The organism is Planobispora rosea (genome assembly GCF_014648175.1).
GTDB classification, from domain to species: domain Bacteria; phylum Actinomycetota; class Actinomycetes; order Streptosporangiales; family Streptosporangiaceae; genus Planobispora; species Planobispora rosea.
In genome coordinates, this window is sequence record NZ_BMQP01000002.1 from 111,765 (window position 1) to 136,613 (window position 24,849).

Below are 24,849 nucleotides of genomic sequence, written 5' to 3' on the forward strand. Positions count from 1 at the left end.
ATTCTTCCCCCATATCCGGGTCTACCAGCCACATTACGCAGCCGCGGTCGGCGGGCGGCGATCAGCTCCCCCACGCGGCCCACCGGGCGTCGTCAGGCGGCCGGGCGGTGAACGGGCCTGATCACGGACGGCCCGTCCTCCCCCGCGCCGGGGAGGACGGGCCGTTCCTGCCTACCCCTCGAGGGGGTCGTTCTCACAGGGCGGTCAGACCGTCCGCGCGTGACGTCAGGCCGTTCCCGTGAGACGTCGTTCCCGTGAGACGTCGGGACGCCCTGCGGGACGTCAGGCCGCGGCGGGCTCGGCGGGCTCGGCGACCTTGGCCGGGGCGAGCGCGATCTCCAGGACCTCCCGCACGTCGCTCACCGCGTGGATGGTGAGCTCGTCGCGGACGGCCTGGGGGACGTCGTCCAGGTCGGGCTCGTTGCGGGCCGGGATCAGCACCGTGGTGATGCCCGCGCGGTGAGCCGCCAGCAGCTTCTGCTTGACCCCGCCGATCGGCAGCACCCGGCCGGTGAGGGAGACCTCCCCGGTCATCGCCACGTCGCTGCGGACCAGGCGGCCGGAGAGCAGCGAGGCCAGGGCCGTGGTGAGCGTGATGCCCGCGGACGGGCCGTCCTTGGGCACCGCCCCGGCGGGGAAGTGCACGTGCACCGCGCGGTCCTTGAGGGAGGAGACCGGCAGTTCCAGCTCCGCGCCGCGCGAGCGCAGGTAGGACAGGGCGATCCGGGCCGACTCCTTCATGACGTCGCCGAGCTGGCCGGTCAGGGTCAGGCCCGTGTCGCCGGTCTCCGGGTCGGCCAGGGACGCCTCCACGTACAGGACGTCACCGCCCGCCCCGGTGACCGCCAGCCCGGTGGCCACGCCCGGCACCGCCGTACGCTGCCGGGACTCCGGGAGCGAGGACTCGGGCACGTGGCGCGGGCGGCCGAGGTAGCCGACCAGGTCGCCGGCCGTCACGGACACCGGCAGCGCGTCCTGTCCGAGCGCGGCCTTGGCGGTCACCTTGCGCAGGACGCGGGCGATCGAGCGCTCCAGGGACCGGACACCGGCCTCCCGGGTGTACTCGCCCGCGAGCTTGCGCAGGGCCTCCTCCTCGACCGTCACCTCGTCGGCGGTGAGACCGGCCTTCTCCAGCTGGCGCGGGAGCAGGTGGTCGCGGGCGATGGCGACCTTCTCGTCCTCGGTGTAGCCGTCGAGCGTGACGACCTCCATGCGGTCCAGCAGCGGGCCGGGGATGGCCTCCAGAACGTTGGCGGTCGCCAGGAAGAGCACGTCCGACAGGTCGAGCTCGACCTCCAGGTAGTGGTCGCGGAAGGTGTGGTTCTGCGCCGGGTCGAGCACCTCCAGCAGCGCGGCGGTCGGGTCGCCCCGGTAGTCGGAGCCGACCTTGTCGATCTCGTCGAGGAGCACGACCGGGTTCATCGAACCGGCCTCGCGGATGGCGCGGACGATCCGGCCGGGCAGCGCCCCGACGTAGGTACGCCGGTGGCCGCGGATCTCCGCCTCGTCGCGGACGCCGCCGAGGGCGACGCGGACGAACGTGCGGCCCATCGCGCGGGCGACGGACTCGCCGAGCGAGGTCTTGCCGACCCCGGGAGGGCCGGCCAGCGCGAGCACGGCGCCGCTGCGGCGCCCGCCCACCGCGCCCAGGCCCTTGGCGGCCCGGCGGCCGCGGACGGCCAGGTACTCGATGATGCGGTCCTTGACGTCGTCGAGGCCGGTGTGGTCGGCGTCGAGGACCTCGCGGGCCGCGGTGATGTCGTAGGAGTCCTCGGTCCGCTCGTTCCACGGGATGTCGAGGACGGTGTCGAGCCAGGTGCGGATCCAGCCGGTCTCGGGGGACTGGTCGGAGGTCCGCTCCAGCTTGTCGACCTCCTTGAGCGCGGCCTCGCGCACCTTCTCGGGCAGGTCGGCGGCCTCGACGCGGGCGCGGTAGTCGTCCTCCTCCGTCTCGGCGGAGTCGCCGTTGAGCTCCCTGAGCTCCTTGCGGACCGCGGCGAGTTGCTGGCGGAGCAGGAACTCGCGCTGCTGCTTCTCCATGCCCTCCTGGACGTCCTTGCGGATCGTCTCGGCCACGTCCAGCTCGGCCAGGTGCTCGCGGGCCCACTCGACCAGCTTCTCCAGTCGGTCGGCGGGGTCGGGGGTCTCGAGGATCTCGGCCTTGCGCGAGGTGCTCAGCCAGGGGGCGTAGCCGGAGTTGTCGGCCAGCACCGACGGGTCGTTCATCTGGTTGACGGCGTCGACGACCTGCCACGCACCCCGCTTCTGCAGGATCGTGGTGGTCAGCGCCTTGTATTCCTTGGCCAGTTCCTCGGCCCGCTCGCTCGCCGGGACCGGGTCGATCCGGGTGGCCTGCACCCACAGCGCCGCACCGGGACCGGTGGTGCCGGCACCCACGCGGACGCGGTCGACGGCGCGCACCACGGCGGCGGGCTCGCCGCCGGGCAGCCTGCCGACCTGCTCCACGATCGCCCGGACGCCGACCGGGCCGTACCTGCCGTCGATCCGGGGAACGAGCAGGACCCACGGCTTGTTGTCGTCGAGTGCCTGGGCGGCCTCGATGGCGGCGCGCACCTCGTTGTCGGACAGGTCCAGAGGAACGACCATCCCCGGAAGCACGACCGCGTCGTCGAGCGGAAGGACCGGGAGGATCAAGCTCTCACTCATCTGCACTCCAGGGGGTTGAGTTATACAGACTCAATTAACAGGAGTCCCTAGATGTTCCCAGACTTGAGCTGTTTCGCTGTGAGCGATCGTAATTGTGTAATCGTCGTATGAGAAGGCTTCAGGGGAGGCCCTGAGGAGGCGCCCGGAGGACGGGTTTCCGACCGTCCCCGGCGTGAGGCTCCCGCCGAGGACGGGAGACCCTCTCCGGAGGGAGGCGGGAGATCCCTCCACGGTGTGATCCGGATGACCGGCGACCTCCCTAGACTGGCCGGATGGCTTCTCCCCCCGCCCGGCGGGCACGGCTGCGGCCTCTCGCCCGGCTGGCCCGCGCGCTCGTCGCGTCCGCGTGGACCGGCAGGGCCGGTCCGCCGCATCCCCGCCCCCGATGGCTGGCCCCCCGCACGCCGGGTTTCCTGAGCCTGCTGCCGTTCCGCACGATCGACTTGGTCCTCATCGCCGATCTCGTGCTGGCCTTCGTCCTGTTCCGCGCCGTGCAGGCACTCCTGAGCAGCGATACGGCGCATCTGGCGACACCTCTGGACGAGGGAGAGATCGTATTCATCGCCGCGGCCTCCTCGCTGCCGCTGGCGCTGCGCGACCGCTGGCCGCTCATGGCCTGGCGGCTCGCGGCGGTGCTGATTCCCTGGGGGATCGCCACCCGTGGCCAGGACCTGGAGGCGGTCTTCTCCGCCGACGCCGTGATCATGTACCTGCTGGTGGTCTACGCGGTCGCGGTCCGCTGTGAGCGGCACATCACCATCGGCGTGTGGATGATCTCGGTTGCCGCCCTGTGGGTCCTCGGCATCCAATCCGGCCCCAACCTGCCCGGCGTGACGTTCATCGGCATCGCCATGGTGACCGTCACCGTCCTGCTCGGCTACAACATCCAGGCCAGGAGGACGGCCGCCGGACGCCTGGCCGAGGAGGAGCGGCGCAGCGAGCGGGCCCTGGCCGGTCAGGCCGTGCTGGAGGAGCGGGCCAGGATCGCCCGGGAACTGCACGACGTGGTGGCGCACCACATGTCGGTGATCGCCATCCAGGCGGAGGCCGTACCGCTGAAGGCGCGGGGTGACGCGCGGTCGCTGGAGGAGGGGCTCGGTGAGATCCGCACGCTGTCGCTGGCCGCCATGACCGAGATGCGCCGCGTGCTGGGGGTGCTGCGCGACGGGGACGGACGTACGGACACCGCACCGCAGCCGGGCCTGGGCCGCCTGGAGGAACTCGCCGCCACCGCGCGCTCCGCCGGGCTCACCGTGACGCTCAGGCTGGGCGGCGACCTGCTCGACCTTCCCACCGCGGTGAGCCTGTCCGCCTACCGGATCGTGCAGGAGTCACTCAGCAACGCCATGCGGCACGCGCCCGGCTCGGCCGTCACGGTGAAGATCTCCCGCTCCGGTGACGAGCTGAACATCCATGTGGAGGACGATGGAGGGGACCGCGCCGCCGCGGAGGCGGCGAAGGCGGGGCGCGGGAAGCACACGGGACACGGCCTGATCGGGATGCGGGAACGGGCTGCCATGCTCGGCGGGAGCGTATGGGCGGGGCCGGTCGGCAAGGGCTTCGCGGTCACCGCCATACTGCCGATCATGGAGGAAGCATGACGATCCGGGTGCTCATCGCCGACGACCAGGGCATGGTCAGGACCGGCTTCACCGTGTTCCTGGACGCCCAGCCCGACATCGAGGTGGTGGGCGAGGCGGTGAACGGGCAGGAGGCCGTGGCCCGGGTGGCCGAGCTGCGGCCGGACGTGGTGCTGATGGACGTGCGCATGCCGGTCATGGACGGACTGACCGCGACCCGGGAGATCCTCTCCCCCGGCCCGCGCGGGGAGCGGGCCGGTTCCGGCGAGGACGACGGACACCTGCCGAAGATCCTGATCCTGACCACGTTCGACCTCGACGACTACGTCTACGAGGCGCTGCGGGCCGGGGCCAGCGGGTTCCTGCTCAAGGACGCCTCCGCGCACCAGCTGGCCGAGGCCGTCCGGGTGGTCGCGGCCGGCGAGGCGCTGCTGGCGCCCTCGGTGACCCGGCGGCTCATCGCGGAGTTCGCCCGCGTCGGGCCGGACCGCCCGCGCGTCCGGCCCGACGGCATCACCGAGCGCGAGACCGAGGTGCTCGTCCTCATCGCCAGGGGCCGCTCCAACCAGGAGATCGCCCGGGAGCTCGTGCTCTCGGAGCAGACGGTCAAGACGCACGTCGGCCGGATCCTGGCCAAGCTGAACCTGCGCGACCGGGCCCAGGCGATCGTGTACGCCTACGAGTCCGGTCTGGTCCGCCCCGGCGAGTGAGACCGCGCCCCGCTCCGCGTCCCCCTCCGGGGTGACACGGAGGTGAGCACTCCGGCGTGACGCGGGCTACCGATCTTGCTCCGTAGCGTCCTGTCCCGTTCCCCCGAATCGGACAGGAGGCCCCCGTGCTCCGCTCCTCGCTCGCCGTCGCCACCGCCGCGGCACTCACCTACCTGGTCGTCCCCTCGCCGCAGGGCGACCGGATCATCCGGGTCTACGGCGATCTCAGTACGGCGGAGCACGTGGCCGTCATCGTCCCCGGCGCCGACACCACCTCCGCCACCTTCGACGGCGGGCGGGCCAAGCCGCACAGCACCCCGGGAGGCGGGGCGCGGGCGGTGCTCGCGCAGGCCCGGGAGCTGGACCCGGGAGCCCGGCTGGCCGTGGTCGCCTGGCTCGGGTACGACAGCCCGGCGACCGTCAGCCTGGGGACGGCGACCGGCTGGACCGCGGAGAAGGGCGCCCCGGCGCTGCAGCGCTATGTGAACGAGACGCTCCGCGGCAAGCGGGTCAGCCTGCTGTGCCACAGCTACGGGTCGGTGGTGTGCGCCAAGGCCGCGCCGGGGATCCGGGCGGACAACCTGGCCGTGTTCGGCAGCCCCGGCCTCGGCGTCTCCTCGGCGGCCGAACTGGGCGGGGTCCCGCTCTGGGCGGGCAGCGGCACGGAGGACTGGGCACGCGACATACCCAAGATCAAGATCGGCCCGCTGGGCTTCGGCCGCGACCCCGCCGAGCCCGGCTACGGCTCCCGGGTGTTCGCGGCGGGCGCGGCCGGGCACAGCGACTATCTCGCTCCCGGCAGCGAATCCCTGCGCAACCTCACCCTGATCGCCCTCGGACGGACCTCCGAGGTGTCCCATGCTTGACCTGGCCGGGCGCCGCACCGTGGCGCGGATCGAGGCGATGACGCCGCCGGGGCGGGACCGGGGGGTGGACGCGCTGCGGGCCCTGGCGATCGCCGGGGTGGTGCTGGGGCACTGGCTCGTCACGGCGTGGGTACCCGGGCCCGGAGGGACGGTCTCCGTCTCCAGCCCGCTCGCGTTCATGCCGGAGCTCGCGCCGCTGTCGTGGGTGCTGCAGACCCTGGCGGTGTTCTTCTTCGTGGGCGGATACGCCGCGGCGCGGAGCCTGCGGGCGGCGGGCGATCCGGCGCGGGCGCGGGCAGCGGGCCCGGCGCGGGCGAGAACGGACGGCCCGGCGCGGGCGGTGGGTCCGGCGTGGGTGCGGGCCAGGATGGGGCGGCTGCTGCGGCCGGTCGTCCCGCTCGTGCTGGTCTGGGCGGGGATCGCGGCGGGGCTGGCCCTGCACGGCGCGCCGTACACCACGATCAGGGCGCTGGCGCTCCCGGCGCTCGGACCGATCTGGTTCCTGGCGGTCTTCGCGGCGCTCACCGCCGCCGCTCCCCTGCTGCTGAGACTGCGGCCGGGCGTCACGGCCGCCTCGGCGGCCGCGGTGGTGCTCATTGTGGACGCGATCAGGTTCGGCCTGGACGGGCCGGCCTGGCTGGGGTGGGTGAACCTCGCCGCCGGGTGGCTGGTGCCGTACATGCTGGGGCTGGGCTGGGCGGAGGGCGGGTTCGCCTCCCGGCGGACGGCGGTCGCGCTGCTGGCCGGAGGACTGGCCGGTACGGCGGTCCTGGTGGCCGGGTTCGGCTATCCCGCGAGCATGGTGGGCGTGCCGGGGGCGGAGGTGTCGAACCTCAGCCCGCCCACGCTCGCCGCCGTCGCCTTCGGGACCGCCCAGGTGGGGCTGGCGCTGCTGGTGCGCGGGCCGCTGGAGCGGCTGATGCGCCGGCCCCGGCTGTGGGCGGTGGTGGCGCTGGTCAACCTGTCCGCGATGACGATCTTCCTCTGGCACCTGACGGCGGCGGCCGTGACCGCCCTGGCCGCGCTCCGTTTCGGTGCCGTCCCGGGGCTGCTCACCCCGCCCGCCCGGCTCGGCTGGCTGCCGGACCGCCTGGTCTGGCTGCCGGTCTTCGCGGCGCTGCTGGCCCTGGCGTGGACGGTGACGAGACGGTTAAATGACAGGGTGTCGCGATCAACTTGACGTGTCCTCCGAATGTTTGTGACACTGTGTCATGAAAGGCCCCCGCGACATGGAGCGATCATGACCGACCAGCCGTTCTCCGAAGTGCTCAGGAACGCCACCTGGAGCGACCACGAGTCGGCCGAGGACGAGGGCTATCTCAAGGCCCTGATGGCGGGACGGCTCAGCAGCGAGGCCTACGGCGAGATGGTCGCCCAGCACTACTTCGCCTATGCCGCCCTCGACGCCGCCTCCCGTGCCCTCGCCGACGACCCGATCGCGGCGCCTTTCGTCTTCCCCGAGCTCTACCGAGAGGAGGCGCTGGTCCGCGACCTGGAGACGATCTACGGGGCCGGTTGGGCGGACCGGATCGAGCCCTCCCTGCCCACCCGGACCCTGGTCGCCCGGATCAACCAGGTCGCCGCCTGGCCCGGCGGCTACATCGCCCACCACTACACCCGCTACATGGGCGACCTGTCCGGCGGGCAGTTCATCCGGATGGAGCTGGAGAAGATCTACGGCTACCGGGCGGGCGGGGGCGTCGACTTCTACCGCTTCGACGCGGTCGGCAGCCTCCCCCGCTTCAAGCAGGAGTACCGCGCCCGGCTGGACGCCCTGCCCGTGGACGAGGCCGAGAAGCGGCGCATCATCCGCGAGACCAAGCTCGCCTACCAGCTCAACACCGAGGTCCTGGGCGACCTCGGCCGGGTGGCGCGGGCCGAGGTCGCCGCCTGACACCGGCGGCGCCCGGCACCTGACCGCCGTCACCCGGCACTTGACCGCCGTCACCCGGCCGTCGCCGCCTGCCGCCCGCAGGAGCGCGGCCCCCGTCAGCCCGGCTGCGGCGGCGCGAACACGATCTCGTGGGCCTTCGCCCCGGCCGCCGCGAAGGCCAGCAGGGCGGCGCCCTCGGCACCGACCTCGGCCTCCTCGGCGCCGGTCAGCTTCCGGAACGGGCGTACCGTCAGCGTCGCCGTCCCGCGCCGCTTGACGATCCTCCAGGTCGCCGCGGCGAAGCCGTCCACCAGGACGGTGCTCGGCTCCTCCCCGCTCATCTCACCGAACCCCTGGGCGGCGTAGTCCACGGTGACGAGGCGGCTCACGTCGGCGTGCGAGCGCAGCAGGTTGTCGTAGTCGTAGACGAACCGCACGGGCGCCGGCGTGTCCGGGTCCGGGCGGGGCGCGCCGGGCAGGTCGAACAGCTCACGTCCCCGCTCGTCGCGGAAAGACCAGCAGCTGCGGCCGGAGCCGCTCGACGACCTCGGCGAGCCGGGTCAGCCCGCACCAGTGCTGTACGTCGCGGACCGTCGCCGGACCGAACGCGGCCAGGTAGCGCAGGACCAGCCTCTCCGGCGAGGCGTCGGTGTCCACCGGACGTCCGAGCCACGTCTCGACCGCCTGGTGGGCGGCGGGCCCGCTCTCCCCCCACAGGCCGCGCGGCGGCACCTGCACCAGCGGCACGTACGCGCGGATCGCCTGGGCCATCGAGGCCGGGTCGTTCTCCGGCCACCGCTCGGCCAGCGCGCGGCCCAGTCCGCTGAACGTCAGCGGCCCGCCGGCCAGCAGCTCGCGGCCCGCCGCCACCAGTTCCGCCAGGTCCAGCCCGGTCAGGCCGCGGCGGAAGTTGCTCATCGTCATACGCTCGATGACGGGCTCCACCAGGGGGCGTAACCACAGGCAGTCGGCGGCGGTCACCAAGTGGATGGTCGAGCGCATCAGGGCCATGCGCACCGCGCCCCGCTCGCGCAGCAGCCGCGCCGTACCCTCCGGCGTGTAGTCCGCGAGCCGGGACCACAGCCCGACGTACCAGGTGTGCGGGGTCTGGGCCTGGAGCCCGGCCAGGTGCTCCAGCGCCTGCGGCACCGTCAGCTCCGAACGACGCAGCAGGAGCTGCCTGGCGAGGGTGGCGCGGTTGAGCGCCCGGGAGCCGAGAACCGTCATGTGTGCCCTCCGTGTTCCGGCGGATCCCTCCGTGTTCCGGCGGATCCCTCCGTCTTCCGGGGGGATACCTCCACCGGCGGTGCCGGGATCCGGGTGCCGCCGGTAAGAACGATGCCATCCATCGCGGAAAGATTGCTTCCGCGATGGATGACGGACCGGATGGATCGGCAGGCTGCCGTCTCCGGGCCTGTGTCACCATGGGGGCATGCCCCGGATTTCGGCCGCGACGATCGGCGAGCACCGCGCCCAGACCCGGGACCGTATCCTGCAGGCGGTCTCGCGGCTCTCCCGGCACCAGGGCATCGACGCCATCTCGATGACCGACGTGGCCGTCGAGGCGGGGATCACCCGAACCGTGCTCTACAACTACTTCCCCGACAAGGCCGCGCTGCTGCTGGCCTTCACCGAGCGGGTGACGCACTACTTCATCGAGGCCTACGAGCGGGAGCTGCCGGAGAACGCCTCCCCCGCCGAACGGCTGCGGGTGTTCGTCCGGCTCCAGCTCGCCGGGCTGCTCGCCCATCCCCACCCCGGCCCCGCCGACCTGTCGGCCGCCCTGGGCCCCGACGCCTACCAGCGCCTGGCCGAGCACGTCGCGCCGATGCAGCGCATCCTGACCGGCATCATCAGCGGCGGCGTGGACGCGGGCGTCTTCCACGCCCCCGACGTGCCGGCCACCGCGCGGATCATCATGGCCGTCATCGGCGCCGAGCGGCTGCCCCTGCTCGGCGGCACGGTGACGGTGGACGAGGCCGAGGAGACCGTCTCCGGCTTCGTCCTGCGCGCCCTGACCGCCTGATCCCCTCCCGGGGAGACCCCGGGCGTGCCTCCTTTCATCCGGTACGGCCTGCGCCTCCGCGGCTGGGGGAGGCTCTCCGCCCGGACCGTCCCCGGTGGGATGCGGATCACACCACGAAGTCCTCAGCCCGGACGGCCCGCGGCCGATCCGGGCCGGGTGACCCTCAGCCCAGTCCTTGACACTCCCCTGTCCGCCAGGGTGAGCCGTGCGCCTCTCCTGGCCGCCGCCATCGTCCCGGTGGTCACCGCTCTGATCTTCATGGGCGCGGACCGCGTGCTGGGACCGGTGCCCGCCTTCCTGCCCGCGTTCCTGGCGGTCGTGTGGGCCAGCGACCTGCTCACCGCGTTCCTGCTGATCACCCAGTTCCTGGCGGGCGGCGACCGCCGGCTGCTGGCCCTGTCCTGCGCCTACCTGTGGTCGGCGGCGGTGATCGTGCCGCACGCGCTGGTCTTCTCCGGCCTGTTCTCGCCCACCGGGCTGCTGGGCGCGACGCCGAGCAGCGCGCCGTGGTTGTGGACGGCCTGGCACACCGGCTTCCCTCTGCTGATCGGTATCGCACTGGGGCCGTGGCCGCGGCGGCTGGAGCGCGAGCCCGCTCCCGCCGGGCGCCGGAGGCCGATGGCCGCGGCCGCGACCGGCTCGATGCTGGCCGGGGCCGCCGCGGCCGCCTGGCTGGTGACGGCCCAGGCCGAGCACATCCCCGTGATCATGGTCAACGGCGACTACCGCGTGCTGACCGAGCGGTTCGGCACAGCCATCATCGCGGTGAACGTCGTGGCCCTGGCGCTCGCCGCCACCCGGTTCCGCGGCGCCGTACGGGGTCTGGAGGCGTGGGCGGCGGTCGCCGTGATCGCCTCCTGCGGCGACGTGCTCCTCACTCTGTTCGCCGGGGCGCGCTTCACCTTCGGCTGGTACGGCGCCCGGCTGCTGGCCCTGGTGGCCGCGCTGGTGGTCCTCACCTCGCTGCTGCGCGAGATCACCACGCTCTACCGGCGCGTACGCCGCCACGCCGACGTGCTGGGCCTGCACAACGAGGAGCTGCGGCGGGCCAACGCGCTGCGCGACCATCTCGTCGCCGTGGTCTCGCACGAGCTGCGCTCGCCGCTGACCGCCGTCCGGGGCTTCCTGGAGATCATCGACGAGAATCCCGGCCTTCCGCCCGAGCGCGCCCGGCAGATGATCGCCCGCTCGCAGATCCTGCTCGCCCGCCTGACGATGCTCACCGAGGATCTGCTGACCACGCCGGGACTGGAAGCCGGTCAGCTGCCGGTGAACCCGGTCCCGGTGAACCTGCGTGAGGCGCTGACGGAGTGCGCCGTCCTGTTCCCGGAGGCGTCGATCACGGTCGACTGCCCGGACGGCCCCCCGGCGCGGGTGGACCCGCTGCGGTTGCAGCAGATCGTCGGCAACTACGTGCGCAACGCCCTCAAGTACGGCAGGCCGCCGGTGGTGCTGGAGGCCCGCTTCGGCGCGGACGCGGTGGACATCCGCGTCCGCGACCACGGCACGGGAGTGCCCCCGGAGTTCGTCCCCCGGCTGTTCGACCGGTTCAGCCGGGCCGACGACGACCGCGTCCGCAGTACGGCCGGGGTCGGGCTGGGCCTGTCGATCGTGGCCTCACTCGCGGAGGCGCACGGCGGCCGGGCCTGGTACGACTCCTCCTCGGGCCCCGGCGCCTGCTTCGTGGTCACCCTGCCGCTGACGCAGGGGCCCGAGGAGGAGCACCTGAACGCGGCCGCCTGACATCACCACCCGGCCGCCGTCCCGGCCCTCGGCCGGGTGCCGGGTCCTCCCGGTCACCCGAACTGGCCGGGCTGGTAGTCGCCCGCGGGCAGCTGGACGATGACGTTCACGCGGTTGAAGGCGTTGATGAGGGCGATCAGGGACACCAGGGCGGCGAGCTGCTCCTCGTCGTAGTGCTCGGCGGCATTCGCCCAGGCCTCGTCGGTGACCCCGCCGGCCGCGTCCGCGATGCGGGTGCCCTGCTCCGCCAGCTCCAGCGCGGCGCGCTCGGCCTCGGTGAAGACCGTGGCCTCCCGCCAGGCCGCGACCAGGCTGAGGCGCACCGGCGACTCACCGGCGGCGAGGGCGTCCTTGGTGTGCATGTCGGTGCAGAAACCGCACCCGTTGATCTGGCTCGCGCGGAGCTTCACCAGCTCCTGCGTCGCGGCCGGCAGCGTCGCGTCCGAGATCCCCTTGCTCGCCGAGACGAGGTGCTTGAGGAACCTGCCCGCGACGGGACTGCCGAAGAGGTTCAAACGAGCGTCCATGGTGGGCTCCTCTGCCGTTGTCGGTGGTCGCACCTCTACGACGGGACGGCGCGGCGCGATGTGACATGAGCGGATATGACATACGTCACCCTCGGCCGCGCCGGTGGAGCCACCGCCTGCGAGGCGGCCCGGGGACCGTCACCGTGTCCGGCGCGGTCCCCGGCCGGTCAGGTCCAGCGCGAGGAGCAGGAGCGCCAGCGCGGCCAGCCAGCCGCGGTGCACGACGCCCCAGGTGTCCTCGTCCGGGTAGATCCACGGCCGGTACGGCCCGCGCAGCGCCAGGCTGACCGCGACCACCCCGAGCAGGCCGCCCGTCCCGGCCAGGGCCGCGGCCTTCCCCTGGTGCACGCGCCCGGCGACGGAGGCCGCCAGCAGTCCGGCCGCCACGCAGGCCGCCGCCTCCACCGCCGCGCCCGGGACGGGGAACGTGCCGCCCTGCGGGAGCCGTGCCACCGCGACCGCGCAGGCGACCGCCCAGAACGCCGCGGCGGTCAGCCCGCCGAGGGCGCAGCGGATCCGGTGGCGGAGCCCGCGCGGCGCCGGGGCCGCGGCCGTGCTCGCGTCCATCGCGTCGACCACCGCGAACCCGGCGGCGGTGCCCAGCAGCACCCCCGCCATCCTGAGCAGCATGAGGGAGATCTCCGGGTCCAGCGCGGACCCCGTGCCGATCAGCGAGACCAGCAGGACGACGAGGACGCCGGCGGCCGCGAGCGGGGTCCAGTCGACCGCCCGCGCGACCGGCCGCAGGAGCCGGATCACGAGCACGGCTGTCCCTCCACCGGTTCGGCGGGGAACTCGGGGCGCAGGCCGAGCAGGGGCAGGGCCTGCTCGACCGTCGTTCCGGGCTTGAGCAGCGCGTCCCAGTGGGCCCAGATCCGCTCCCGGGCCTGCGGCGAGGCCAGCAGCCTGCGGGCGTAGCCCAGCTCGGCGGCGCCGTACCGGACCATGCCCAGCGGAGACAGCTGACGCGTGAGGTGGGAGTCGCCGAGCAGGATCTCCCGCTCCCGCGCCGGTTCCGGCGGGACGGTCTGGCCGAGCAGCCAGAGCGCCACGACCGTCCTGGCCTGACCGCGGGCGTCGCATCCTTCCGGTCCCGGCGGGCGCAGGCCCGTCACCCGGTCGACGAGGTGGGAGGCGAGGACGCCGCGGTGGGCGTCCCGTGCCCGGCCCCACGCCATGAAGGTCCCGATGGACCGCTCGTCGTGCTCCTCGTGCATCGTCCAGGAGTCGGTGTACTGCCGGACGGTCGGCAGGCCGGTCCGCTCCGCCGGGGGCAGCGCCTCGGCCACCGGGCCGACCGCGGCCGACCAGAGCGGGATCCAGGGCTCGTAGCCCGGGAAGGCGCAGTAGGTCAGGCTCCCGTGCTTCTCGCACGTGCGGGTGTGCGGCCCCACGTAGTGCTCGCGGACCCAGGCGGGCGCGTTCGCGGAGGAGATCACCCTCCCGGACACGACGGTCCTCCACTCCTGGATCTCGGCGCCGGGGGCCCGGGCGGACGCGACGGCCCCCGCGGGCACCGCGACCGCCGCGGCGGCCAGGGCGGCGACCACCCGGACCGGCCGGGCTCCGTGCCGCAGCAGCGCCACCGCGGCGAACAGCGCGACCGCCGCCACGAGGTAGACCACGTGCAGCCCCGAGGGCCGGGCGGGCCAGTCCGGCCCGTGGAAGAGCACCACCGGCAGGAACCAGTCCCCGTACCCGCTCTGGTGGGTGTTCAAGAAGGTGAGGAAGGCCAGCAGGAACGCCGTCACGGGCACCGCGGCCAGCGCCGGCGCCCACCGGCCCAGCAGCGCGCCGAGCGCCGCGGCGAACGGTACGGCCAGCACCCCGGCCAGCGCCTCGTAGGGGTCGAACACCCCCGCCGCCGGGCCGGTGGCCAGCCGGACCGCCAGGTAGGCGGCCATCACCAGCGCGGCGATCCCGGTCCCGGCGGTGACGGCCGCGCCGGTCGCGGCCCCGGTCCGGCGCGCCGCCCGGCCGGGCAGCGCGCCCAGCGCCTCGGGCATGCCGCCGCGCCTGTCCCGGGAGACGGCGAGGTTGGCCGCGAGCATCGCCGCCGCGGCGAGCAGCAGCATGCTCCCCGACATGCTCACCGGGTCGGTGCTCAGGTCGGGCAGCCACTCCCAGGCCGTGTAGAGCCGTAGCCCCAGGCAGAGCGCGGCGGCGCCCCACAGCAGCGGGCTGCGCAGCAGTCTGCGGGCCTCGAAGCGGAACAGCGCCCGGAAGCCCTCCGGCGGCTCCGTCCCGGCGGTCCTCGGGCGGGCAGCGGTCACGAGGCTCATGCCGCCGCCTCCACGGGTGCGCCGAGCAGCAGCAGGTAGCCGTCCTCGATCGCCGGTACGGCGGGCGCTCCCCCCGGAGGTCTCTCCCCCAGGGTCCGGTAGCGTCCGTCGGCCGTCCGCCAGAACAGCTCGGAACCGGAGGGCGGCGCGTCCGAGATCCACACCCGTCCGGCGGCGACAGCGGCCAGCCCGCCGGGCGTGCCCTCGAACACGACGCGCCCGCCGTTCATCACGACCACCCGCTCGCACAGGGCCGCGACGTCCTCGGTCTGGTGGGTGGACAGCAGCACGGTACGGCTCTCGCCGAGCCGCGAGACCAGGGCCCGGAAGCGCATGCGCTGCTCGGGGTCGAGGCCGACCGTGGGCTCGTCGAGGATGAGCAGCTCGGGGTCGGCGAGCAGGGCCTGGGCCAGCGCGAGCCGCTGCCTCATACCGCCGGAGAGCTTGCGGACCTTCGTGCGGGCCCGGTCGGCCAGGTCCACCTCGGCCAGTACCCGGCGCACCTCCCGGTGCCGCTCGGCGCGGTCGGTCACCTCCTTCAGGATCGCCACGTAGTCGGCCAGTTCGAAGACCGTGAAGTGCGGGTAGAAGCCGGGGTCCTGCGGCAGGTAGCCGAGGCGGCGGCGGAGCGCGGTGCGCTGCTCGCGGCGGGCGGGGTCCAGGCCGAGCGCCCTGATCTCGCCGTCGTCGGGGGCCAGGGTGGTGGCCAGGCAGCGCAGCAGGGTGGTCTTGCCCGCGCCGTTCGGGCCGAGCAGGCCGGTCACTCCGGGGCCGAGATCGAGGTCGGCGCGGTCGAGCACGGTGGCCCGGCCGTAGCGCTTGGTCAGCGCCCGGACGGCCACGGTCGTGTTCTCTACAGTCGTGTCCAACGGGGTTCTCCGGGGGCCAGGCGGCGGCGCCGCAGGTAGACGAGGGGGAGCAGGGCGAGCGTGGCGGCGCCGTACAGGGCCTGCGCCGCGGGGTGGAACGGCAGGAACCGGTCGTGCAGGACGGCGTGGCAGACCAGCGCCGCGCCGAACCAGCCGGTGACCAGGACGGCCCCGGCCAGCAGCGGGGACAGGCGGCCGGACAGGGCCAGCAGGCCGAGGCCGAGCGCCAGCGCGGGCAGCAGCCAGGCCGCGCTCAGCCCGAGCGGGCCGGGGAACAGCAGCGTCGCCCCGCCGGTCAGTCCCAGCGCGACGGCGAGCACCGTGACCGCGCGCAGCAGGAACAGGCGCGGGCCGGACATCGGGGTGGCGGCCTGGGTCTCGTGCACCGGATCGACGTGGCGGCCGTAGGCCGCCGCGACGCCCGCCACCGGCAGCACCGGCGCCACCAGCAGGAAGGCCAGCAGGACGTCCTCCTGGCCGGGGGCGAGCCGGGCGGAGACCACCGCGAAGGCCAGCACCGCGGTCAGGGCCGCCAGCCAGGCCCGGCTGAGGGAGGGCGTGGCCGACAGCAGCCGCGCCACGTGCTCGGGCACGCCGAGCCGGTGCAGGATCCGTTCGGAGAGCCGGAGTGCGGGCCGGTCCACGACGTCCGCCACCCGCTCCCAGCTCTCCGCCAGCCACTCCTGCTCGTACGGCACCGCCGCCCGGCAGCGCCCGCACCGGGCGAGATGGGCCTCCACCGACATGACCTGGGCGGGTGCCAGGCGGCCGGCCGCGTACCGCTGGGTCAGCTCGTCGGGAAGATGCCAGGTCGTACTCATGCGAGAAACCCCCTGAGCTGAGCTTTCGCCCGCATGACGCGGGTCTTGACGGTGCCTTCGGGCACCCCGAGGAGATGGGCGGCCTCGCGCACGGTGAGGCCGTCCAGGACGGTGGCCTGGATGGCGGCGCGCAGGTCCGGGGAGAGCCGGGCCAGCGCGGTCCCCAGGTCGCCGTGCTCCACGCCGACCAGGACCGCGTCCTCGGCGGACTCGGTGACCGGGTACGGCGGGTACGCGGTGCGGCGGGCGTCCGGCGCCTGGGCGTCGTCGAGCGAGGTGGTCCGCGGCGCGCTCCCGGAGCGGCGCATGAGGGAGATCAGCCTGCGGATGGCGATGGTCCAGATCCAGGCCGCCGCGTCGCCCTCGGAGGCGCGGTAGCGGTGCGCGCCCCGCCAGACGGCGACGAAGGCGTCCTGGATGGCGTCGTCCACCACGTCGGGGTCGGCGCAGCGGCGGGCCAGCCGCACCCGGAGCCAGGGGGCGTGCCGCCGGTGCAGGATCTTCAGCGCCTCGACCCGTTCCGCGGCGACGGCCAGCAAGAGGTCGGCGTCGCCGCTGTCGGGGGTGACGGGAGGCGGCTCCCGGCGTCTGGCGAGGAATCGGTACACGTTCTGATCTATCGCGGGATCGGGCGTATCCGGTTCCGCCGGGCGGAGATTTCCCCGCGGGAGCTCCCCGCCGGGGAGGGGCCGGAAATGTCGGTGGCGCGGGCTAGTTTTCCGATCGACCCCGAGAACGAGGAGCCAGCGACCCATGTACCGCCAGGGTGACATCCTGATCGTGCCCGTCCCCGTCGACGCCGTCCCCCTCTCCGTCCAGGACGCCCCCTCCGCCCCGCGCGACGCCCGCGGCCGCCTGGTGCTGGCCCTGGGCGAGGCCACCGGCCACGCCCACGCCGTGGTCGGCCCCGGGACCCTGGTCCGTTCCCTGCGCCCGATGGATCCCGCCTACCTGCACGTCCCCTCCGGAGGCCGGGTGGTCCACGAGGAGCACGCCGCGATCTCCCTGCCCAAGGGCTGGTACCGCGTGCAGCGCCAGCGCGAGTACGTCCCCGGCGCCTTCCGCGTCGTCGCCGACTGATCCCTCCCCGCCGCTCCCCCGGTGTCCCCTCCCCCGTCCCCTATGACGTTCCTTCACGACAGGAGCCCGCTGTATGACCGTCACCATGGAACTCGCCGACGTGCTGACCGCGGCGGCCCGGCGCTGGGAGGACGTGGCCTTCCGGACCGGTCCCGCCGACCGGCCCCGGGCCGAGGCGGGGGTACGGCTGGCCTACCGGGCCGCCGGGCTGGCCGAACCCGAGAAGATCATCTGGGTCGACTCTCCCGCCGCGGGCGCGCGGGCCATCGCCACGCTGGGCGCCGGGAGGTCGGTCCGTGACGAGGTGCGGACCCGGCCGTGGGAGCGGGTCCGGGCCGAGGCGCACGCCGCGCTCGGGCCGGTGGGCTGGCCCCTTGCCTGGGCGTTGACCGGTGGGCGGCTCTGGGCCCCGGTGAACGGCCTGGTCACCCGCATCCGCCAGGCCGTCGCCGCGCTGGAGGAGTCGGAGGCCGACGGCGCGGCGCTGCGCGCCTCGACGCTGGACGCCGTGCTGGGCCAGCAGGACGCGCCGTGGTTGTCGCTGTTCGACGCGCTGGACCGGCCGGAGATGGAAGGGCTGGCCCAGGTGGCGGGGTCGGCGGGCTGGTGGTGGCCGTTCGAGAGGGTCGCCATCGTCTGTGAGCGCCCCGCCGAGCTGCACCGCGACGAGCTGTCGCGCCTGCACCGCGCGGACGGCCCGGCGCTGCTCTTCCCCGACGGGTTCGCGGTGCACGCCTGGGGCGGCATGCCGGTCCCCGCCGACTTCGCCGCCTCCATGGCGGCGCTGACGCCGGAGCGCATCCGCGCCGAGGACAACGCCGAGCTGCGCCGGGTCATGCTGGAGCACTTCGGCTACGACCGCTACCTCGCCGAGTCCGGGGCGACCCCGCTACACCAGGACGAGACGGGCATCCTGTGGCGGATCGACCTGCCCGACGACGAGCCGGTGGTGATGGTCGAGGTGGTCAACTCCACCGCCGAGCCCGACGGCACCTTCCGGAAGTACTGGCTGCGCGTCCCGCCCGGCACCCGCACCGCCCGCGCGGGCGTGGCCTGGACCTTCGGCATGTCCGAGGCCGACTACCGTCCGGAGCGGGAGACCTGATCCCCGCGGCTCCGGACGCCGTCGCGTCTCCGCGGCTCCGTATGCCATGACGGCTCCGTACGCCATGACGGCTCCGTATCCCGTGACATACGCCTCCATCGGTCAGCGGCCTCCGGGCGGAGGCCGAAGGTGAAACATTATCAATCACCAAAAAACCCTCACCCGCTTTTGGTCGAATACGACAGAAGGCAGCTGGAGCGACCTCCAAGACAAGTGAGATTATTCATGGCGATGAGCGATCGGCCGAATGTGGTCTGTCGCGGAAATCATCCATGATTCTCTCTTCCATGGAGGAAAAAACCATGATTCGCCGCTTTCTCGCTGGTGCGGCCATCGCAGGCTTCGCGGGCCTGGTCTTCGCCGGCCCCGCCTCCGCCGGCTGCGACTGGGACAGGGGCCACGGTGGCAGCTACGTCTACATCGACGACAGCAACCACAACGAGGTCCTGAACGACCTCATCGACATCGCCGTCCTCGGCATCATCGAGAACTGACCTTCCCGGAAGGTCCCGGGCGCCCGGCACCTCATGCCGGGCGCCTCCGTTCGGGGCGGTCCGCCTCAGGAGCCCGCCCCGGCCGATAGACCACCGGGAATTCTCCTGCAGACCGGGAGAAGACATTCCTTCTGCGATACGTTCCCTCTTCGGGGGACACTTCTGGCAATTTAAAATATCGACAAAGTCGGCTCCGCGACCGGACCTCCGGTCGCGGAGCCGACTTTTCGTTTCCCGCGGCGACGTCCCACCCGTGAGGTCCTCGGATCGGAAGCAGAAGCGCCCGGACGCGATACACCTCGAGTTACTCTCCGCTCAAAAGCAGCACAGAGCAGGAGGAAATGATAATCATCAGAAGATATTGCAAGTATGCGGTCAAATGTAATGAAAGACCCCTAGAGCGACTTCTGGGACAAGTGGGACTATTGAGTACGGCGAGCGATCGACCGACAGCGGTCCGTCGCGAAAGTCATCGATGATTCTCTGATTCCCTGGAGGAAAAATCATGATCCGTCGTATTTTCGCCGGTGCAGCCATCGCGGGCTTCGCCAGCCTCGCCTTCGCCGCCCCCGCCGCAGCCGACGACGACTGGTGGGACCGCGGTCACGGGGGCCACGGGGGCTACGTCTACATCGACGACAGCAACCACAACGAGGTCCTGAACGATCTCTTCGACTTCGCGTTCCTCGGCATCATCGAAAACTGATCTCGGGCGGGAGGCGGCTTCGCGGCCACGCAGACGGCCGTGAGGCCGCCTTCCGCATGCCGGTCCCGGGCCCTTCCGCATCCCGGTCCCGCGCGTCCGCGCCGCGCCCCGTCCGGGCGGACGCGGCGGGGACCGGATCAGGCGGGGACCGGATCAGGCGGGGGACCGGGTCAGCGGTCGCGCGGGATGCGCTCCAGGATGCCGCCGGCGAAGACGTCGTACAGGCCGGTCGGCTCCAGGTGCACGTAACCGATGTGGCAGTCGCACACCGCCAGCGGGCAGGGCCGGGTCCGGGGGCGGAACGTCCCGTCGTAGAGGTTGCCGAGCACGGCGGGGACGAAGTGGCAGCGCCGTACGGTGCCGTCGCCGTCCACGGAGATGACGCTGTCACCGGTACGGCACGCCCGCCCGGCGCTGCGGTGCGGGGTACGGCTGTAGCGGAACAGCGGATCGACCGCCGTCCACTCGGCCGCCTCGGCATCGGTGTAGAGGCGGCCCTCGGCGGCGTTCACCCACAGGTACACCCGGTCCGGAAGGTCGGCCCGGAGCCTGCGGGCGTACTCCAGATGCTCGGGCAGGCCGACGATCCCGACGCTGAACCGCACTCCCCTGCTCACCAGATCGCGGCATTTCTCCCTGAACCGCTCATAGGTGATCTGGCTGGGGTGGTAGGTGACCCAGAGGGCGAGCGTGCCGAGGTCCGCCTCGGCCAGCCAGTCCGGGCGGCAGCTGAAATTGCTCTGGATGGCCACCCTCCGGACGTGCGGCAGGTGACTGAGCTCCACCATCGCCCGGCGGTACCAGGACCGGACGAGCCCCTCGCCCCACGGCGTGAACAGCACCGAGACCGGATGATCCCGCCCGGCCACCCACCCGGTGAACCGCTCCAGCGCGATCCGGTCGGCCCGCAGCCGCTCCGGGTCGTCGCGCCGCTTGGCGAACGGGCAGTAGGAGCAGTCGTAGTCGCAGCTCGACAGCGGTCCCCGGTAGAGGATCATCAGGTGCCCGGCGTCGTCCGCCGCCCCGCCGGGCGCAGCCGGCTCAGCGGGCTTCATAAGCGGTCATCAGCTCACGGACCCGGCCGGAGAACAGCGCCGGGCCGATCGCGTCGGAGTGCGCCAGCCCCTCGGGGGTCAGCCGGAGCCCGGCGGCGGTGAGCGGTTCCAGCCAGCCCCGGTCCGCCAGGCGCTCCAGTTCCGCGCCGAAGTCGTCGGTGACGCCGGTGCCGAAACGCTCCCGGTAGGCGGCCGTGTCGAGCCCTCCGGCCTGCAGCAGCGACTGGATCAGGTGGCGGCGGCGGCGTTCACCGGGGTCGAGGCGGAAGCCGACGTTGGCGACCGCGAACTCCTCCGGCGCGAGCCGTACGTAGTCGTCGATGATCGCGCGCACCTGGCCCGCGCCGACCGCGTACTCGTAGGAGTAGTGCAGGCCGGAGGTGTAGGAGCGGGCCCCGCAGCCGAGGCCGACCATGCCGTCGCTCTGGCAGCAGTACTCGGTGGCGCTCCCCGTCCCCGGCAGCCGGAACATCCGCATCGACACCTGCTCGTATCCGGCGGCCAGCAGGTGGTCGCGGCCGTACCGGTAGAGGCGGAGCCGGTGGTCGTCCCAGTCGCGCGCCCGGCGGCCGAGGCCGGTGAGCGGTCGGACGTACAGCGGGTAGAGGTAGATCTCCTCGGGCTTCCACTCCAGCGCGGCGTCCAGTGAGTACCGCCAGGACGCCTCGGTCTGCCCGTCGATGCCGTAGATCAGGTCGATGTTGAGCGCCTCGAACCCGGTCTCCCTGATCCGGCCGAGCGCCGTCTCGACCTCGGCCCGCCGCTGCGGCCGGACCGCGGCCCGCGCCTCGGCGTCGATGAAGCTCTGCACGCCGATGGAGATCCGGGTCGTGCCCCGCCCGGCCAGGACCGCGAGCCGGTCGGCCGTGGCGGTGGCGGGCGAGGTCTCCACCGACAGCGGTACGGCGCGCAGGTCCACGCCCATGATCCGCTCGGTGAGGTCGAACATCCGGGTGAGCTCGTCCGCGCTGAGGTAGGTGGGCGTGCCGCCGCCGATCGCGGCGGTGACGAACCGGGGGCCGTCCAGGGCGTCCCGTACGGCGCGCGCCTGCCGTTCCAGCGCGTCCAGGTAGGCGGCGACGAGCTCCTCGGGCGCGCCCGTCCTGGTGAACAGGTTGCAGAACCCGCAGCGCATCTCGCAGAACGGGATGTGCAGGTAGAGGAAGAGGGCGTCCATCGGCTCGCCCGCCCACACCTCGCGCAGCGCCGGACGCGGTTCCAGCGGCCGGTAGGCCGTCTTGTGCGGGTAGGCGTACACATATCCCTGGTAGGGGCCGGATCCCGGGGAGAGACCCGACGGAGAGCCCCCCTCCGCCGTCTCCCGCGCCCACCCGGCGGGTCCCGGTGTCATCGCCACTCTCCCTGCTTCACCACGAACTCTCCGTACGGCACCGTCCAGACCACCTCGTGGCCGATCCGATGCCCGACATATCCGTTTTCGCCATAAGCCGTACCGTGATCGGAGCAGACGATCACGAAACCCGGCCTCTCCCGGCTCACCAGCGCGAACAACCTGCCGATGTGCCGGTCCACGTACTCCAGCGCGGCGGCGTGGCTCTCCCTGCCGTCCCCGTGCTCGCGGGTCGCCCCGGGCAGGTGGAACCAGTTCGGCTGGTGCAGCGCCGAGACGTTGACGAACAGGAACACCGGCCCGCCCGTCCGCGCCCTCGCCCGCGCGACCGCCCGCTCCGCACACGCGATCTGCTGCTCGAACGAGGTCGGCGAGGCGACGCCGTACCCCGGCTCCCAGTGGCTCTCGGCGAACATCCCGGGCAGCGCCGACCCGAGCGGGGTCAGCTTGTTGAAGAAGCCCACGCCGCCGACGCAGATCGTGTGGTAGCCCGCCGCGGCCAGGCCCGCGGGCAGGTCGGGTGCGTCGAACACCCAGGTCCCCGCCGCCGTGGTCTCACTGCCGGGGAACGTGGCGGCGAACAGCCGGGGATGCGGACCGGGCGCGGCCGGCGTCGGCAGGAACCCGGCGAGGAGCGCGGCGTGCGCGGCGTAGGTGAAGCTCCCCGGGCTGTGCCGCCGCTCCCACCGCCCGCCGGGCAGCGCCCGCGCCAGGTTCGGCAACCGCCCCGCCCGGACCAGCTCGTCGGCCACGTCGTAACGGAGCGTGTCGAGGGTCACCAGCAGCAGATCGTGGCTTCCCACGATCATGTTCATGTCCCGCGTCCCGCTCATCTCCCCGCCCCCGCTGCTTCGTTCACATCCGGCATCCCGGCCGCTCTCACTCCGGATGTTTCATCCGCACCCGGCATCCCGGCCCCTCTCACTCCGGATGCTTCGTCCACACCCGGCACCGGTACGGCGAGGGGATGGACGGCGGCCTCCGGCGCCGCCGTACGGCGCGTCAGGACCGCCCGGACCTGGGCGTCGTAGGTGTCCAGGCCCTCGGCTCCGCTGCCGGGGAAACCGGTCAGGCCGGGCAGCAGGTCGCCGAAGGCGTTGACCTCGGCCACCGCGACCGATCTCCAGTCGATGCCGATCATCAGGTCGACCCCGACGGCCGGGCTCCCCGGGAAGCAGGCCGCCGCCCGCGCGCAGGCGTCCAGCGCCCTCTCCCACCCCGGCTCCCCCAGCCGCTCCCGGACCGCGCCGAGATCGCCGCGCGCCCCGCCCAGGTGCAGGTTGGTCATGGGGGCACGGCTGGCGCGGACCACCGCGTGCGTGGGTCTTCCGTCCACGACGACCACCCGCAGGTCGAACGTGAGGCCGTCCATGCCCGCCTTGGGGAACCAGCGCTCGACGTGGAGCCCGTCCCCGGCCAGCCGGTCGACGATCACCGCGAGGTCGGCCTCGTCCTCGTAGCGGCGTACCCGCAGTGAGTTGTGCAGCCCGCCCGGGGACAGCTCCGCCGACGTCACCGCCATGACCCTGCTCCCGGCGGCGTGCAGGGCGATCACCCCGGAGGCCGACGAACCGTGCGCGGGCTTGACGAAGACCCGCCCCCACCCCGCCCGGTCCATCCGCTCGCGCAGCGAGCGGTAGCCCTCCACCGGCCCGGGCAGCGCGGGCGGCACCGGAACCCCGGCCGCCGACAGCCGCGCGTGGCAGAGCCGCTTGTCGAACATGACGGCGATCTCGCCGACGTCGCCGAGCAGCGCCGCCCCGGGCGTGTGCTCCACGGCCCGGAGGATCCGTTCCGTCCCGGCGGTGAACGCGGCGTGCCAGCGCGCGCCCCCGCCGACGCGGGACGGCTCGCCGGGACCGCGCAGCAGCGTGTCGGTCTCGGCGTCCTCGCCGGGCGAGTCGATCCGCACGAGCGTCCCGGGCTCCAGCGCGATCTCCTCACCCCGGAGCACGGAGGTCCACGGGATCACGCGCGGCGCGGGCAGCCCGTACCGGGCGCAGGCGCCGGCGAACATCGTCACCCGCCGGTCCCCGGGCGTCCCGACGACCGCCAGGACCGGGGGCGTCCCGCTCACTCCGACACCGCGACGTAGCGCCAGTCGTTCTCGATGTCCTCCTGGTCCGACAGATCGATCTCCACCCCCGGCAGGGCCTCGCGGACCCGCTCGACCATGGCGTCGCTCAGGTAGTGATGGTGCAGGTCCAGGCGCTTGAGGTGGGTCAGCGGCTGGCCCGACAGCAGCGCCTCGGCCCCGGTGTCGGTCAGCATGCCCATCGACAACGCCAGCGACTCCAGCCGGGCCACCACCGGCGCCCCGGCCACCGCCGCCGCGATCTCGTCCTGGGCCTCGCTGTCCTGCAGGCCCAGGTGGCGCAGCGCGGGGAGCCTCTCTCCGGACAGGAGCCCCTGCAGGTCCGCCACCGTGGTGTCACCGCCGTACTGCTCGACGCCGAGCCAGATCTCCAGGTACTCCAGCGCGGGCAGGTCCGACTCGCCCGCCGCCCGCGCCACCCCGGCGGGCAGCCCTCCGGACTCGAACCGCAGGACCTTCAGGTTCTCGTGCCGGACCGGCCGCAGCTCCAGGCCGCTGCCCCCGCGCACCTCCAGCCGCTCCAGCTTCGGGAACGCCTCCAGCAGCGGCGTGACGTCACCCTGCTGGATCCAGGAGATCTCGCACTCCTCCCCCGCCATCGCGCCCAGGAAGAGTGAGCGCAACTCCGGGAACCGGGCCGCGTTGTCCGCGAGCAGCCGGATGATCCTCGCGCTGCTCTCCTCGTAGGCGTCCTCCCACTCACCGATGATGATCGCCTTGACGGCGGTGGTGTCCACCTTCTCCATGAACCGGGTGAACTGCTCCTCGAAGGTCTCCTCGGCGTCATAGGTCTCCACCGAGAGCCGCCACGCCGTCCCGCCCGCGGCCGGGATCTCCGCGTCCTCCTCGTCCGGCACCGGCGCGATCGGCAGACCGGCGTAGACCCCCTCGGAGAGGTTGCCGACGCTGTCGTTGAACTCGGTGTGGTCCATCCATGGCTCCTGAGCGGCGGAAACAGTGACCCCTGTCCTACCAGAAATCACCGACACTCCTGACATC

The 24,849-nt window shown here is 73.1% G+C and carries 25 protein-coding genes; 11 read left to right on the forward strand and 14 right to left on the reverse strand.

Annotation, left to right across the window (positions count from 1 at the left end; genetic code table 11):
* Positions 1-282: 282 nt before the first annotated feature.
* A complete protein-coding gene (gene lon / locus IEZ08_RS02355) occupies positions 283-2,667 on the reverse strand; it encodes an endopeptidase La (protein ID WP_068922949.1) in 2,385 nt (794 codons plus the stop codon).
* A 272-nt stretch (positions 2,668-2,939) separates the two neighbouring features.
* On the opposite strand from lon, the gene IEZ08_RS02360 reads away from it, so the two are divergent.
* The 5 genes from IEZ08_RS02360 (at position 2,940) to IEZ08_RS02380 (ending at position 7,717) form a co-directional block, all read left to right on the forward strand.
* Complete coding sequence (locus IEZ08_RS02360) at positions 2,940-4,268, forward strand: sensor histidine kinase (RefSeq protein ID WP_068922948.1); 1,329 nt, start codon at positions 2,940-2,942, stop codon at positions 4,266-4,268.
* Positions 4,265-4,957, forward strand: coding sequence for a response regulator (locus tag IEZ08_RS02365; protein ID WP_068922947.1), 693 nt, complete (start codon positions 4,265-4,267; stop codon positions 4,955-4,957). The genes IEZ08_RS02360 and IEZ08_RS02365 overlap by 4 nt, the downstream gene beginning before the upstream one ends.
* A gap of 125 nt (positions 4,958-5,082) precedes the next feature.
* Complete coding sequence (locus IEZ08_RS02370; RefSeq protein WP_189241560.1) at positions 5,083-5,823, forward strand: alpha/beta hydrolase; 741 nt, start codon at positions 5,083-5,085, stop codon at positions 5,821-5,823.
* Positions 5,816-7,003 (forward strand): acyltransferase family protein, encoded by a 1,188-nt coding sequence (locus IEZ08_RS02375; protein WP_189241561.1) that lies wholly within the window; start codon positions 5,816-5,818, stop codon positions 7,001-7,003. The genes IEZ08_RS02370 and IEZ08_RS02375 overlap by 8 nt, the downstream gene beginning before the upstream one ends.
* Positions 7,004-7,063: 60 nt before the next feature.
* On the forward strand, positions 7,064-7,717 hold the full coding sequence (locus tag IEZ08_RS02380; RefSeq protein WP_068922944.1) for a biliverdin-producing heme oxygenase: 654 nt from the start codon (positions 7,064-7,066) through the stop codon (positions 7,715-7,717).
* Positions 7,718-7,812: 95 nt separating this feature from the next.
* Here the strand turns inward: IEZ08_RS02380 and IEZ08_RS40480 are convergent, their stop codons facing one another.
* Together IEZ08_RS40480 and IEZ08_RS02385 are read right to left on the reverse strand one after the other, a co-directional pair.
* Positions 7,813-8,184: a DNA glycosylase AlkZ-like family protein gene (locus IEZ08_RS40480; protein WP_307815322.1), complete on the reverse strand. Its 372-nt coding sequence runs from the start codon at positions 8,182-8,184 to the stop codon at positions 7,813-7,815.
* Between the two features lies 1 nt (position 8,185).
* On the reverse strand, positions 8,186-8,923 hold the full coding sequence (locus IEZ08_RS02385) for a winged helix DNA-binding domain-containing protein (RefSeq protein WP_307815321.1): 738 nt from the start codon (positions 8,921-8,923) through the stop codon (positions 8,186-8,188).
* Positions 8,924-9,128: 205 nt separating this feature from the next.
* Between IEZ08_RS02385 and IEZ08_RS02390 the strand changes: the two genes are divergently transcribed.
* Both IEZ08_RS02390 and IEZ08_RS02395 read left to right on the forward strand, forming a co-directional pair.
* Positions 9,129-9,722: a TetR/AcrR family transcriptional regulator gene (locus IEZ08_RS02390; protein ID WP_068922942.1), complete on the forward strand. Its 594-nt coding sequence runs from the start codon at positions 9,129-9,131 to the stop codon at positions 9,720-9,722.
* A gap of 198 nt (positions 9,723-9,920) precedes the next feature.
* Positions 9,921-11,465 carry a sensor histidine kinase gene (locus IEZ08_RS02395; protein WP_068922941.1) on the forward strand — a complete coding sequence of 515 codons (1,545 nt, stop codon included), beginning with the start codon at positions 9,921-9,923 and terminating at the stop codon, positions 11,463-11,465.
* A gap of 53 nt (positions 11,466-11,518) precedes the next feature.
* Here IEZ08_RS02395 and IEZ08_RS02400 read toward each other — a convergent pair whose 3' ends face one another.
* The 6 genes from IEZ08_RS02400 to IEZ08_RS02425 form a co-directional block, all read right to left on the reverse strand.
* Positions 11,519-11,992, reverse strand: coding sequence for a carboxymuconolactone decarboxylase family protein (locus IEZ08_RS02400; protein ID WP_068922940.1), 474 nt, complete (start codon positions 11,990-11,992; stop codon positions 11,519-11,521).
* 138 nt (positions 11,993-12,130) lie between these two features.
* Positions 12,131-12,757: a hypothetical protein gene (locus tag IEZ08_RS02405; RefSeq protein WP_068922939.1), complete on the reverse strand. Its 627-nt coding sequence runs from the start codon at positions 12,755-12,757 to the stop codon at positions 12,131-12,133.
* Entirely contained in the window at positions 12,748-14,274 is a 1,527-nt protein-coding gene (locus tag IEZ08_RS02410; RefSeq protein WP_068922938.1) for a hypothetical protein, read from the reverse strand. The genes IEZ08_RS02405 and IEZ08_RS02410 overlap by 10 nt, the downstream gene beginning before the upstream one ends.
* Positions 14,271-15,143, reverse strand: a complete 873-nt coding sequence (locus IEZ08_RS02415) for an ATP-binding cassette domain-containing protein (RefSeq protein WP_068922937.1) — start codon at positions 15,141-15,143, stop codon at positions 14,271-14,273. The genes IEZ08_RS02410 and IEZ08_RS02415 overlap by 4 nt, the downstream gene beginning before the upstream one ends.
* Positions 15,128-15,964: a zf-HC2 domain-containing protein gene (locus IEZ08_RS02420; protein ID WP_068922936.1), complete on the reverse strand. Its 837-nt coding sequence runs from the start codon at positions 15,962-15,964 to the stop codon at positions 15,128-15,130. The genes IEZ08_RS02415 and IEZ08_RS02420 overlap by 16 nt, the downstream gene beginning before the upstream one ends.
* A complete protein-coding gene (locus IEZ08_RS02425; RefSeq protein ID WP_229802868.1) occupies positions 15,961-16,572 on the reverse strand; it encodes an RNA polymerase sigma factor in 612 nt (203 codons plus the stop codon). Before IEZ08_RS02425 ends, IEZ08_RS02420 begins: the two co-directional genes overlap by 4 nt.
* Positions 16,573-16,717: 145 nt before the next feature.
* On the opposite strand from IEZ08_RS02425, the gene IEZ08_RS02430 reads away from it, so the two are divergent.
* From IEZ08_RS02430 to IEZ08_RS02445, 4 genes are all read left to right on the forward strand, one after another.
* Entirely contained in the window at positions 16,718-17,044 is a 327-nt protein-coding gene (locus tag IEZ08_RS02430) for a DUF8820 family protein (protein ID WP_068922934.1), read from the forward strand.
* A 73-nt stretch (positions 17,045-17,117) separates the two neighbouring features.
* On the forward strand, positions 17,118-18,149 hold the full coding sequence (locus IEZ08_RS02435; RefSeq protein WP_189241563.1) for a DUF6745 domain-containing protein: 1,032 nt from the start codon (positions 17,118-17,120) through the stop codon (positions 18,147-18,149).
* 302 nt (positions 18,150-18,451) lie between these two features.
* Positions 18,452-18,643 (forward strand): hypothetical protein, encoded by a 192-nt coding sequence (locus IEZ08_RS02440; protein WP_068922933.1) that lies wholly within the window; start codon positions 18,452-18,454, stop codon positions 18,641-18,643.
* Positions 18,644-19,148: 505 nt separating this feature from the next.
* A complete protein-coding gene (locus tag IEZ08_RS02445) occupies positions 19,149-19,349 on the forward strand; it encodes a hypothetical protein (RefSeq protein WP_068922932.1) in 201 nt (66 codons plus the stop codon).
* A gap of 170 nt (positions 19,350-19,519) precedes the next feature.
* On the opposite strand, the gene IEZ08_RS02450 is transcribed toward IEZ08_RS02445, so the two are convergent.
* From IEZ08_RS02450 to IEZ08_RS02470, 5 genes are read right to left on the reverse strand one after another with little or no spacing between them, the layout of a single operon-like run.
* The gene (locus IEZ08_RS02450) at positions 19,520-20,404 is read right to left on the reverse strand and encodes an STM4011 family radical SAM protein (RefSeq protein WP_068922931.1); all 885 of its coding nucleotides are present in this window, start codon (positions 20,402-20,404) and stop codon (positions 19,520-19,522) included.
* Positions 20,391-21,755, reverse strand: a complete 1,365-nt coding sequence (locus tag IEZ08_RS02455) for an STM4012 family radical SAM protein (protein WP_068922930.1) — start codon at positions 21,753-21,755, stop codon at positions 20,391-20,393. Before IEZ08_RS02455 ends, IEZ08_RS02450 begins: the two co-directional genes overlap by 14 nt.
* On the reverse strand, positions 21,752-22,588 hold the full coding sequence (locus IEZ08_RS02460) for an STM4013/SEN3800 family hydrolase (protein WP_203863281.1): 837 nt from the start codon (positions 22,586-22,588) through the stop codon (positions 21,752-21,754). The genes IEZ08_RS02455 and IEZ08_RS02460 overlap by 4 nt, the downstream gene beginning before the upstream one ends.
* Complete coding sequence (locus IEZ08_RS02465) at positions 22,585-23,832, reverse strand: STM4014 family protein (RefSeq protein WP_268249308.1); 1,248 nt, start codon at positions 23,830-23,832, stop codon at positions 22,585-22,587. The genes IEZ08_RS02460 and IEZ08_RS02465 overlap by 4 nt, the downstream gene beginning before the upstream one ends.
* Positions 23,829-24,782 carry an STM4015 family protein gene (locus IEZ08_RS02470; RefSeq protein ID WP_068922928.1) on the reverse strand — a complete coding sequence of 318 codons (954 nt, stop codon included), beginning with the start codon at positions 24,780-24,782 and terminating at the stop codon, positions 23,829-23,831. Before IEZ08_RS02470 ends, IEZ08_RS02465 begins: the two co-directional genes overlap by 4 nt.
* Positions 24,783-24,849 lie beyond the last annotated feature (67 nt).